We start from the raw sequence: 12,262 nt of genomic DNA, 5'->3' as shown, positions 1-12,262 counted from the left end.
GGGGTTGCTCTACTTGTGAGGCCGTTTCCCAGTCGGACACCACTCGAATTGCGTCGAGCTCCTCGTCGATCTCGGTGAGCGTCAGGCCGACGTCAGGGGCTTCACAGAACGCTTCGTGCCGGACAGCGAGGCCCTCGATCGCCTCACGGGCAGAGGGTGGCGGGAGGTCCCAGGGCACGGAATCGAGGTAGTGACGTTCTGCTGCCGCTCGCTCACGGTGAGTCAACTACAACCGGGTAGATCTTTTCAAGTAGAGCCTTGAAGGTTGAACACCGAGGTCAGACGCCCTGCACCGGCATGCCGAGCTTCGTCGCCATCCCGGTGCCGGGCGTCTCTCACCGACATGCCAGCCGCCCGTGGTTCATCCGGAATCGGCGAGCAAGCCGGCTCCTGAGGGACTACGTGACGCCGAGCAGCTTGCGGAGTTCCGCGGTCGGCACGCGGTAGGTGGTGCCGACTCGGATGATGCGGCAGGGGAAGTCGCCACGCTTCGCCAGTTCGTAGGCGTACGTACGGGAGAGTCCAAGTGCGCGAGCGGCGGTCATGATGCTGACGACCGTGGGGAGAGTGTCGAGGTCTTTGTGGTGCATGGTCTGCATTCGGATGCCTCCGTGTCTTGGTGTGTGGAGGTGGGGTGATGCTTCGCCATGGCGAACTTGTTAGCGGCGCTGGCGGCTTGGGTGAGTTGGTGCCGTGGGGCCGGTCGGTGCGGGGCGACTGGAGGCCGTGGGTGGCAGCGGAGCCCACGGGTTGGGAAACGCGGCCATGGCGAGACGCGCTTGTGAGGGCATGGCTGCCTGTGCGGATTGACGTGGCGCGTTGTCGGGGTCGGCGGGTTTTGCTGCGGGGACCTGGGCGGTGGCTTTTCGGGCGGCGTCGGCTTGGGCTTGGCGGTGCTGGAGTCGACGGAGCTCAGCGATGGTGTCGAGCAGGTTGATGAGGTTGGAAATCAGCAGCATCGCCGACTCGGCCGTCCGGTCCATGGCCCCGATTAGCGCGAGGAGCCGGGCTGTGGTCCGCAAGGCGTCGCCGGCAGGAGTGGGACGGGGAAGACGCCCGTAGGGTGCGCGAGCGGCGCGGTCGTAGGTGTCGGCTGCGCGGCGGAGGTGGTGGTTGTCGGTTGCTTCGGCAGCCGCGTGAAGGGCATCGGACGCAGCCCAGCAGGCGTCCTGGCCTGCATGTGGATTGGTCGCCAGGTCGCGCCGGAGATGAGCGGTGGCGTGGGCAGCGGCACGGGCGGCGTCGTCATAGAAGGCCTGCCGTTCCTCAACAGTGAGGTCGTTGTCGATCGTTGGCGCGGGGCCGGTGGCGGGCGAGGTCCAGCGTTGCTGGAGGCGCGTCAGTGAGAGGTCATCTGCAAGGCGGCTTCCCGCGTGCCAGGTCGGTTCTTCGTCACCGTGGTCGGTGGGGAACGCGACGGCGTAGCCGGTGATCTGAGCAGGCAAGTACTGGCTGTAGCGCGCCTTGACCAGGAGGCCGGAATTCTGAAGTCGGTCAAGGAACTCGGCGGTCGTCCGGGCTTCGTCCGCAGCGCGGCGGACGGTCGTCCGCAGCACGGCCCGCTTCGTCCGGCCGGACAGGTGCCGTCCGTCCAGCGGACGGACGGCGGACGAGCCGCGGACCGAGCCGTCCGCACCTGCCCAGCGGTGGCGAAGTTTGGGCAGCGTGAGGTCCGAGGCAAGCTTGCCTCCCCCGTACCAGACCGGCTGCCCGTCCGCGTTCACATCACCGGGCGCAGCCACCGCATATCCAGTCAGTTCGCCGGCCGTCCGCTGGCTGAACCGCCCCTTCACCAGGACACCATCGGCCTGGAGGCGTTCGAAGAACTCGCTTTCGCTGCACGCGCCACCGGCTGCCACCTGGACTTTGCGGCGCAGGAGGGTTCGGGATGGCACCGGCTGGCCACGGCGGACGGCCTTCTCGATCTCGGCGCGTTTGGGGCGGCGGGCGGCTGTCCGGTCCGCCGGCGCCGTGGAACGCAGACCGAACCGCTCCTCCACCGCCCGGCAGGCGTCGCGGACTCGGTAGCCGTCGTTCCATACCTCCGGGCGGCCGCCGTCCGGTCGCGCCAGTGTGGCCACGATGTGGACGTGGTCGTCGGCGTGGCGGACGGCGATCCAGCGAACGGAGTCCACGTCCCCCGTCGATGCCAAGCCGGTCCGGCTCATGATCTTGGCCGCGATCTGCGCCCACTGCCCATCGGTAAGAACCGGGCCCTCAGGCGCGGCCCGCACAGCGCAGTGCCAGACGGGCTTGCGGTGGTTCCGTTCACCGAGCAAGGCCAGCGGCTGTGTCAGCAGACCCTCCAAATGACGAAAGTCGCGGCGACCATCCGGCCCTACCCCCGGCTCCAGATCGGCCGCTTCCTCAAAGCCCGCCACAATGTGCGGGTTGTGATGCTCGCCGTTGGTGCCCGGGCCGTAGAGGTACCGCAGCAGCCCCTGGACCCGGACGCCCCGCAAGACCTTCCCGATCACGACGCAACGCTCAGGGCCAATGCCTTCGCGATCACGGCAGCCGCCTTCTCAACTCCTCGGCCAGGTCGTCCAGCTTGCGGACCGTCTGCGCGGCGGCACGGGCGTACCACTGGATCGTCGACGACACCTCCCCCGAATTCAGCGCGGCGACCGCCTGGTTGAGGTTGACGCCGATCCGCTGCGCTTGACCACGCGCCTGCATGACGGCCTGCAGTACCTCGCGCATCTCGTTGTGCTCTGCTCGCGGCGTCCCGCTCGCCGCAGCCAACAACGTCAGCGCCGCCCAGGCCGCGGTCGCCAGCCGCTCACGCTCTGCCGCCCTCGACACCGCCGCGTGCTCATCCTCCGACAACAGGACGTACAACACCCGCCTCCGCCTCGACTCGCCATGAGCTCGGCGGTTGCGTCGCCTCGCCATGCCCGCCGAGGACTCGCCGCACCCCTCTTCGACCATCAGCCTCCTGACCTGGGATCGCGCTCGATCCCGCTCCCACTGCGGACCGCGCCCGGTCCGCAGCCAATAACGCTTGCGTTTTCCATTTCTTGCCCTGCGCCCTGCGCCAGCGGGGCGCAGGGACAGCGTTGGCGCCCAGCTTCTCTCATCGCACGCGAGTCGACTACTTCAAGCATCGGCGTGTCGTACTGTAGTTTAAAATCAACAGGACAGCAGACTGAAGTCGCTCACCTGAGACCCGTCCGGCGTCCCAAGGAGCCGATGAGCGACCTCGCGAGCTTCCCGGCCGGTGTGGGCAAGAGCGGGGCTGCCATCATCGGAGCATGAGCGACTGGGAGCTGTTCCTCCAGGAGGTTTCATGGTTCCTCCAACCCGGCGAGAACGTCGTAGTGGGCGAGGCACAGCCGTGGACCCGCGGATCAGCCGAAGACCTGCCCGAACTGTCCGCACTGCTCGACTCGACGACTCTCACCCCGATCTCCGTCGGAGACACCGCGTACGAGTTGCTGGCATGGGGGTCACCGGACGCTCGACGGGGATGGCTCTGCCACCCGCCCGAGGATGGGGACGGCGAGTTTCTTCCGAAGGCGCACATGAGCTTCTGGAAGCTCTGCGGCGGAATCGTCGAGAGATTCGGTGAACCCGGCACCTGGTGGTGCAACCAGAACCAAGTGCTCACGGCCCAGGCGACACGTGTACGAGTCTCAGACGTCCTGGCCGACTACGCGTGGCTCTGGGAAGGAGACGGCCTGAAGGTCTCCATCAACCCAGTTGAGTACTACGTCGTCGCCGTAGAGGCCAACGGGAACCTCACACTGGCGCATCGGGACGACGGTCGGCTCCTTCTCTTCGCACCAGACCACGCGTTCGAAGATGTCACACCCCTTGACGGTTCCCCTCCATACTCGCTGCTCACGATCAATAATGTGCCCGACCTTGCGACCTGGATAGAGGTATGCGCTGCGGCTTGGCGACATCAATAGGCCGACGAATATCAGAACCCGCAGGCGCCCGCGCCGCCGCAGATCTGCCGACGAGTGGGCGAGCCGTGGCCCGCGATCTGGCACAGATCGGCACCGTCGTACGCGACAAGGGCAGGCAACGGTACTGTCGCGGCCCTGGTCGGCGATGGCCTGGTGGCACGGCGGTCGGTGCCTGCTCAGGCTTCCTCGTCCCCGTGCCGACGGAGTGCTTTGTCCGCGATCCGGTTGGAGAGCTTGCCCGTCGCTGACCTGGCCCGGTCGAAGGTCTCGTTTCCAAGGCGCTTGGCGGTATCGACGCGGTCCACTCCTGTCTCCAGCGCCTTGTCTCTAACCTCCTTGGCCGCGTCCGCCCAGCGTCTCGCCTCCGACGACTGCCGAGCGCCCTCGATCCCGAGCCGCTCGTGGAATTCGACGATGGCCATCGAGACACGGTTGCTGGACTGCACAACGGCCGGGGCCTTCGAGGGATGCAGCAGGACCTTGGTGTTGGCCGTGCCGACGGCCGTCCCCATCCGGGCCATCAGATGCTCGGTGCTCCGTGCGATGAGTTCCAGCCTGGTCTGCCGGGCTGCCCTCAGCCCGAGGCGATGCCCGTCCAGCTCCTCCGGGGACACGTCCAGCACCCGGTCGAGTTCGAGCACGGCGATCGCATCCTGCAGTTGGAAGCTGCGAGCCAGAACGGCCAGCCACTCCCGTCCCCTGGTCTCTGCCTCCTTGGCCGCCTTGGCGAGATCGCCGACCTTGGTGTTGCGTTCCAGCTTCTCCGTGACCGCATCGAGTTGGCGCAGCGCATACGCCTGGGTCTCTGCGATCGTCGTCGGCGCGGTCTGCACCTTCGACCACGTGACTTCGTCGACGCGGCCCCGCTTCTCTCGGATGGTCATGGACTCCTCGATGACGAGGCCCACTCCGATCATCCGGGCCAGCACAGCGTCCTTCTGGGCACGGAGCACATCGTCGACCTTCTCGTCGATCGTGGCGAGGTAGTCGGTGATCTCATCCATGGTCTGCTGCATCGCAACCTGCGCCATGATCCCCGCAGCACCGGCCAGAATCGCCGGGTTACTCAGAAGCGATCCGGGCCCTTTCACGAACTCGACGAATCCCTTGATCTGGCCCTTGTTGCCCTTCAGTACGCCTGTACTAAGACCCGACTTCTTACTTTCCCTCAGTCCATACTTATTGATCGCTTGTGCGGACTCCTTGGTCAGCTTCACCCAGCGACCTGAGTTGGCGGCGATCTCGGACCCTGATTGGGCCACTGCAGCACCGGTGTTGAGGGCAGACCCGAGCCGCTGCAGTCCGAGGTCCTTCGACGGGAGTCCCTCAGAGGCAAGGAAGTGCTCGACAGTCGTCGGATCCCCGATGACCGCCAACCCGTCACCGTCACTGATCAGCTGAATCTCTTCATCCATCGTCGGCTCCTGACGTGCGGGGAGAGTGAATTCTTCAGGCGCCGCGACTGCGTCGCCACACGCACAACCGAACTCATGCCGTACCGGCGACCAGCCCCGCAAGGGACTGTACTGAGCGTGGCGGCGGATGGTGGGCTGCTGGCCTGTTGTGGCACTTGGCTGGGGGCCGACCGCCTTTTCTCGGCTGGCCGAGCAAAGCGGGCCCCTCGGCGGCTACTTCAGGAGCCACTCGCCGGCCTGAGGGCCGAAGCCGCTGTCGAGAGCGAACTGGAATTTGGCGATCTTGGCCTTCTTGGGGACGGCGAAGACCAGGTATCCCTTGCGGCTGCCGCCGGGCGCCAACTTGACGGAGCTGCCGATGGACGGGCCCTGGGCAATGTCGCTCATGGCCTCGTCGTACTGCTGGTCCTGGCCGTCGATGAGCTTCGCGCCGTTCCCGGGAGAGTCGTCGTAGGTGGTCGAGCCGACGTTCTTCAGGCGGATCTGGACGGCGGCGAACCGCTGTCCCTGCTCGGGGACGTTGAACTCGTCCTTCGGCTTGGCCGATGAGATGGCCTTCACCACGGTCACTTCAAGCTTGAGGTCGTCCTCGTTGCTCTTCAGCGTGATGGTGTCGCCGATCCCAGCCGGGGCGGCGTGCGACTTTGCCGAGGTGCTGTGCGACCCGGAGCCTGCGGGCTTCTTGTCGGGGCTGCTGGTCACCTCGGTCCCTGTGCACGCCGTGAGGGCGAGGGACAGGACAGCCGGCATGACGAGGAGGAACTTCTTCATTTCGACTCCTTTGGCGTGAGTGGCTGCGCCGGGGGCGCCCGCTTGAGCGGACGGCTCGGTGCGGCGCAGCACAAGCTAGGCGGATACCAGGCCCTCTCCTATTCAGATCTGCGATAAGGAGGGTTATCGACCATTCGAGACGACATCTACGAAGAGTTGGGCGTAGCTTCTGGGCTCGTTGCGATTCGCAGGTCTCGCGAACCTCCGGAGCCGCAACGTTCCCTTCCTTCACCGGCCGGGTCATCGAGTTGTTCGACCCGGCCGTCTTCCCCGGAGGTATCGCCATGGACGCTCTCGTGTTCACCATCCTCTTCTTGCTGTCGGCAGCCGTTTTCGGTGTCCTCGGATACGTGCTCGCGCGCACCCGGTCCGGCACCGAACGAAGCCGGTTGCTGGCCGATCAGAAGGTCGTCCAGAACGAACGTGACCAGGCGCGCACACAGGCCGCCGAGCTGCGCTCGGAGCGAGACGACGCCCGCAACAGGGCCGAGAAGGCGGAGGCATCCCGGACGGTACTGGCCGCCCAGTACGGCGAGCGGGGAGAGCAGATCGCCCGGTTCGACAACGAGCTGGCGTCGACGCGGGAGAAGCTGCAGGAGGTCGAGAAGGAGAAGGCGCTGCTGAGGGAATCGGTGCAGGAAAGCGTGCAGCAGGCTCGCTCCCTCGACAGCCGCCTGCAACAGAGTCAGCAGGCTGAGGCGAAGCTCCAAGGAGCCATCGATCTGCAGGAGCAGACCCTGGCCGGGATCAAGCAGGACCTGGCTGTCGCCCGTGAGGAGTGCGACGGACTGCGCCGGCAGCAGGAGCAGGTCGAGGCGGCGCGCAAGGAGCTGGACAAGCTGCGCGACGAAACCACCCGGCAGCAGACCGAGCAGTTCGAGGCGTTCGTGACGAAGATGCTGGAGTCCTCGCAGGACCGGCTGATCGCCACGGCGGACGACCGGCTGGGGTCGGCCAGCCGTGCGATCAACGAACGGCTGGCGGACATGGCCCAGCGGCTGAGCACCTTCGACTCCAAGCGGAGCGACAACGAGAGCCGGCTCGACGAACAGCTCAAGATGCTGGCCGACGCGAACGTCGAGAGCAGCAGGCAGGCCCGGGCGCTGGCCGACGCGCTGCGCAAGCCGCAGGTTCGGGGCGACTGGGGCGAACTGCACCTCAAGCGCGCCGTCGAGTTGGCGAACATGGAGGAGCACTGCGACTTCGAACTGCAGAAGCACATCGAAGGCGACGAGGGGGCGCTGCGTCCCGACATGGTGGTGCATCTGGCCGGTGGTAAGCGGGTGGTTGTGGATGCGAAGGTGTCGTTGGCCGCGTTCCTGGACGCCCTGGAAGCCACTGACGACGCCGAGCGGGACCGCCACATGGCCGACCACGCCCGGCATGTGCGCAAGCACATCGACGCGCTGGCGGGCAAGGAGTACTACCGGAACGTCGCTGGCAGCCCGGAGTTCGTGGTGATGTACCTGCCGAGCGAGGCACTGCTGCAGGCCGCGCTCGACAAGGAGCCCCGCCTGATGGAGTACGCCGCGGAGAAGCGGATCGTCATCGCCACGCCCACGGTCCTGATCGCGATGCTCCGCACGGTCGCGATCGCCTGGACGCAGGCGGCGCTCCAGGAAAACCTTCGCCAGGTCCACGACCTGGGCCGCGAACTGCACAAGCGGCTCACGACCATGGCGGGTCACTTCAGGCGCCTCGGCAGCGCCCTGGACGGATCGGTCAAGGCCTACAACGAGGCGATCGGCTCGCTGGAGCTACGGGTCATGGTCACGGCGCGAAAGTTCAAGGAGTTGAAGGTCGTCGAGGCCCATCCCGCCTCGCTTGCCCCGGTCGAGGTTGCCGCTCATCCGCTGAAGCGTCCGGAACTGCTGGAGGCGGCGTCGGCTGAGCCTGCCGTCCGGGTCGTGGAGTCCACGGAAGAGAGCTCCGAGGAAACCCCGGAAAGCGCTTGATAAGGGCCGTTATCGGCCATCGCGAAAGTCCAGCTCTGCTGATTGCTCTAGTGTCGGTCGCGCGGTGAGAGGAGGTGCTGACGATGGCTGTTGCTCGTGACGAGATGCTCTTGATGTCGATGACCGAGATCGCCGAACTGGCGGACGTCCGGAGGCCAGTCGTCAGCACCTGGCGCCGCCGCTATCCCGACTTCCCGCAGCCGGTGACCGAAGAGCGGGGGCAGCAGCTCTTCGAGGCCACGCGCATCGTCGACTGGCTGGTCGAGACCGGACGGGCCGAGCGGGGCGAGATCGAAGGGGACCTGCGGGTCCACACGCTCGCCCGGCTCGGCGCCCAGTTGCCGCCTCGCACGCTGATCCCAGCGCTGACCGCGCTGATCTGCCTGCGGCACCTGTCCGGCGACGAGCCGCTCGACGACGAGACGTCGGGCCTGATGGCGCGCCTGCGGGAGCAGGCGGACGAGACCGACCCGGACGACGAACTGCTGGCCTCGGAGATCCGCGGGCTGCGCGCGCCCTGGCTGCCGGCCGCAGTGGACGAACTGGTGGAGGCCGCCTGGAGCACCCAGGGGGCATTCGAACGGATCATGCAGGTCCGCGATCGCCTCGGCGCAGCCGGCCTGTCGTCCGGCCGGCTGGACCCGGTGCTGGAGTCCCTGGTCGCGGGGTTGGCCGACGCCCGCGCCCTCGCCGACCGTGACGGCGAGGTGCGGCTCGTTGACCCGTCCGCTGGCATCGGCGACCTGCTGATCGCAGTCGCCAGCACGCTCCGCGACGACCAGGTCCTGCGCGTCACCGCCTGCTGCGCCGACCCGGTGTCGGCCCGGTTGACGCGGCGGCGCCTGGCCGTTCGCGACGTCCCCGAGGTTGAGTACGAGGTGCGCACCGAGCCGGAAGGCTGCCTGGACGAGGCCACGATCGTCGTCACCCAGCTGCCTTACAGTCCAGCCGAAGAACGCTCCGCCGCACTCTCACTGATCGCACTAAACGACCTGTTGCTGCCGCTGCCCCCGGGCGCGACCGCAGTCGTCGTGGCGCCAGCGGACACAACCACCGCGCTCGACCCGACCAGTGAGGCCGGGGTCCTGCGCGGACAGCTGCTGGCCTCCGGTTCGATCAAGGCTGTCATCCGGCTGCCCGGCGGACTCGTCCCCTACCGCCCCGGATACGAGCTCGCGTTGTGGGTGCTCACCGCCGACTACGCAGTGGGGGAGCGCGGCAAGGTGCTTCTGGCGGACGTGTCCGACCGCGCCCTCACTCCCGGTCTGGTCGATGCCCTCGTCACCGACGTGCTGGTCTGGCGTGACGAGCAGTTCGATCCCGAAGCCCATCGCCGTATCCACACCGTCGCGACCCCGGTCAGCGCGTTGATCGCCTCGCCACGTCCGATGCTCCCCCGCTACCTGCCGTCCCAGGACGATCTGCGCTGGGACGTGCCCGAACGCGTTGCCCGCTCGCTTGAACTGGAACGCGTGGTGTGGGAGGCCCGGCCAGACGCGCCCCGCCTGAACAGTGATCTGTCTGCCGTCCTCAGGCCGCGTCCGCCGCGCACCACGACCATCGCGGAACTCTCCGGCAGAGGCCGAGCGAAGGCGCTGTCGCTGCGAAAGGGCACGCGCCTGCTGGCCGGGCTCATCCGCCCCGCCTCCAGCACGGTGAACGCGACGAATTCCCATCCCGTCTTCGGCCCTCCGGAAGTCCTCGGCGAGAGCGAACCGGGCAGCCGCCGCGTCGACCGCTTCGAATTCGAGAGAACCTGCCCTGGTGCCCGGCACAGCAAACCCGGCGACGTCATCATCACTACCGTGCCGCGACCGTCCGCCGCGGTCGACCACGACGGTCACTCGGTGGTGGAGTTCCCCGCCCGCATCTTGCGCATCGAGGAGGATGGCAAGAAGCATTTCACACCGCGCGTGCTGGCCGCCCTGCTGGACCGCGCGGGACGAGCCGACGGAGCCATCCGGCCGGCGCAGCGCCTGCAGGAACTGGCCTTGCCGCTACTGCCCCCGTCCGAGGTAACGCAGTTGGACCGCCTGCTGGCTGACCTGGACGACCGGCGAGACCGCGCCCGCCGCGAGATCGCCGCCTTGGACGAGTTGCGCCGCATCGCCGCCACCGGCCTCGCCGACGGAACCCTGACCCTCACCGACCCCATCGTCTGACGCGCGACAACCCGAATAGAGGAGATAGATGCCGCCCCGCAAGAAAGCCCATGCCGGACAGGCCGAACTGCCCGGCGTGTCCACGATGGCGGAGCTGAAGGCGATCCTGTGGAGGTCCGCGGACAAGCTCCGCGGCTCGATGGACGCCGCCCAGTACAAGGACTTCGTCCTCGGGCTGGTCTTCCTGAAGTACGTCTCGGACGCCTTCGCCGAACGCCGCGACCAGATTCGTGACGAGCTCGTCGCCGACGGCGTGCCGGAGTCGCGTCACGAGTCGTTCTTGGACGACAAGGACGAGTACGAAGGCGAGGGCGTGTTCTGGGTTCCCGAGGGAGCCCGCTGGTCCGACCTTGCGGCGCAGGCCAAGTCCGGCGCGATCGGCGAGCTGATCGACGGGGCGATGGACGCGGTCATGAAGACCAACCGGTCCCTGGCCGGCGTCCTGCCCCGGATCTACAACCAGAACAACGTCGACCAGCGCCGCCTCAGCGAACTCGTCGACCTGCTCAGCGACGCCCGATTCACCGGTCACGACGGCAAGTCCGCCCGCGACGTGCTCGGCGAGGTCTACGAATACTTCCTGGAGAGGTTCGCCCGGGCCGAGGGTAAGCGTGGGGGCGAGTTCTACACGCCCGCCAGCGTCGTCAGGGTCCTGGTGGAGATCCTTGAGCCCTACAAGGGACGGGTGTACGACCCCTGTTGTGGCTCGGGCGGCATGTTCGTCCAGGCCGAGAGGTTCGTTCTCAACCACCGGGGACGCCGCGACGACATCGCCGTCTACGGCCAGGAGGCCAACGAGCGCACCTGGCGACTGGCCAAGATGAACCTGGCCATCCACGGCATCGGCGGCGACCTGTCCACCAAGTGGGCCGACACCTTCTACGAGGACCGCCACCCCGACCTCAAGGCCGACTACATCCTGGCCAACCCGCCGTTCAACATGTCGGACTGGTACCGCCGGACCGATGACCCCCGGTGGCGCTTCGGCACCCCGCCCGCGGGCAACGCCAACTTCGCCTGGATGCAGCACATCATCTCCAAGCTCGGCACGCGCGGCTGCGCTGGCGTCGTCATGGCCAACGGCTCGATGTCCTCCAAGCAGTCCGGCGAAGGCGACATCCGCACCGCCCTCGTGGAGAACGACCTCGTCGCCTGCATGGTCGCGCTGCCCCCGCAGTTGTTCCGCACCACGCAGATCCCGGCCTGCCTGTGGTTCTTCACCAAGGACAAGTCCGCTCGCGCCGGCCACATCGACCGCCAAGGCCAGACGCTGTTCATCGACGCCCGCAACATGGGCACGATGCTCGACCGTACCGAACGCGTCCTCACCGACGACGACGTCGCAAAAATCGCCAACGCCTACCACGCCTGGCGCGGCACCCCCAGTGCCCGCGAGGCGGGCCTGACGTACGAGGACGAGCGCGGCTTCTGCTACTCGGCCGCCACCGACGAAATCCGCACGGCCGACCACATCCTCACCCCGGGCCGCTACGTCGGCGCCCCCGAGGCCGAAGAGGACGACGAGCCCATCGCCGACAAGCTCGACCGCCTCACCAAGGAACTCTTCACCCATTTCGAAGAGTCCGCCCGCCTCGAACAAGATATCCGGAAAGCCATGAAAGTGATTAGCCAATGAATTCTTCTTCAAATTTCTCCCCATTGGGAGAACATGTAACCCTTCAACGAGGAATAACTTACAAGAGCTCTCTTCTGGGGGAGCCCGGCGCCACTCTCCTAGGCCTTTCGTCCATCTCCAAGGACGGTGGGTTTCGAGCAGACTCCCTACGCACATACGGCGGAGATTCTCCCCCGAAGATTACTCTCCAACCGGGTGATCTATTTGTCTCCCTCAAGGATGTAACCCAGTCTGGAGATCTGCTCGGCTCTATCGCAAAAGTGCCGCCCTATATAAAACGAGGTCGCCTTACACAAGACACCGTAAAGCTAAGCATTAAAAGCGATCTCGATGCGAAGTACATCTATTGGCTGCTACGTACCCCCCAATACAGAGAATACTGCCGCTCCCATGCAATGGGAACAACTAA

9 protein-coding genes are annotated in these 12,262 nt (G+C 66.7%); 4 read left to right on the top strand and 5 right to left on the bottom strand.

Going from position 1 to position 12,262, the window contains the following annotated elements:
* Positions 1-398 precede the first annotated feature (398 nt).
* The 3 genes from BJ999_RS02030 to BJ999_RS02020 all read right to left on the bottom strand — a co-directional run bounded on the left by BJ999_RS02030 (position 399) and on the right by BJ999_RS02020 (position 2,844).
* Positions 399-590: a helix-turn-helix domain-containing protein gene (locus BJ999_RS02030; protein ID WP_067641242.1), complete on the bottom strand. Its 192-nt coding sequence runs from the start codon at positions 588-590 to the stop codon at positions 399-401.
* A 69-nt stretch (positions 591-659) separates the two neighbouring features.
* Positions 660-2,477 (bottom strand): relaxase/mobilization nuclease domain-containing protein, encoded by a 1,818-nt coding sequence (locus BJ999_RS02025; protein WP_179831667.1) that lies wholly within the window; start codon positions 2,475-2,477, stop codon positions 660-662.
* A 31-nt stretch (positions 2,478-2,508) separates the two neighbouring features.
* Positions 2,509-2,844, bottom strand: a complete 336-nt coding sequence (locus BJ999_RS02020) for a hypothetical protein (protein ID WP_179831666.1) — start codon at positions 2,842-2,844, stop codon at positions 2,509-2,511.
* A 410-nt stretch (positions 2,845-3,254) separates the two neighbouring features.
* Between BJ999_RS02020 and BJ999_RS02015 the strand changes: the two genes are divergently transcribed.
* On the top strand, positions 3,255-3,914 hold the full coding sequence (locus BJ999_RS02015) for a hypothetical protein (protein ID WP_179831665.1): 660 nt from the start codon (positions 3,255-3,257) through the stop codon (positions 3,912-3,914).
* Between the two features lie 176 nt (positions 3,915-4,090).
* On the opposite strand, the gene BJ999_RS02010 is transcribed toward BJ999_RS02015, so the two are convergent.
* Positions 4,091-5,329 (bottom strand): hypothetical protein, encoded by a 1,239-nt coding sequence (locus BJ999_RS02010; protein WP_179831664.1) that lies wholly within the window; start codon positions 5,327-5,329, stop codon positions 4,091-4,093.
* Positions 5,330-5,542: 213 nt separating this feature from the next.
* Complete coding sequence (locus tag BJ999_RS02005) at positions 5,543-6,100, bottom strand: DUF4352 domain-containing protein (protein ID WP_179831663.1); 558 nt, start codon at positions 6,098-6,100, stop codon at positions 5,543-5,545.
* A 284-nt stretch (positions 6,101-6,384) separates the two neighbouring features.
* Here BJ999_RS02005 and BJ999_RS02000 point away from each other — a divergent pair, with 284 nt between their 5' ends.
* The 3 genes from BJ999_RS02000 to BJ999_RS01990 all read left to right on the top strand — a co-directional run bounded on the left by BJ999_RS02000 (position 6,385) and on the right by BJ999_RS01990 (position 11,853).
* A complete protein-coding gene (locus BJ999_RS02000; RefSeq protein WP_179831662.1) occupies positions 6,385-8,055 on the top strand; it encodes a DNA recombination protein RmuC in 1,671 nt (556 codons plus the stop codon).
* Positions 8,056-8,129: 74 nt separating this feature from the next.
* Entirely contained in the window at positions 8,130-10,217 is a 2,088-nt protein-coding gene (locus tag BJ999_RS01995) for a TRM11 family methyltransferase (protein WP_179831661.1), read from the top strand.
* 28 nt (positions 10,218-10,245) lie between these two features.
* Complete coding sequence (locus tag BJ999_RS01990; protein ID WP_179831660.1) at positions 10,246-11,853, top strand: type I restriction-modification system subunit M; 1,608 nt, start codon at positions 10,246-10,248, stop codon at positions 11,851-11,853.
* The last annotated feature ends 409 nt before the right edge of the window (positions 11,854-12,262 follow it).

Origin of the sequence: Actinomadura citrea (genome assembly GCF_013409045.1) — a bacterium.
GTDB lineage: Bacteria > Actinomycetota > Actinomycetes > Streptosporangiales > Streptosporangiaceae > Spirillospora > Spirillospora citrea.
This window is presented reverse-complemented; position numbering and strand designations above follow the sequence as displayed.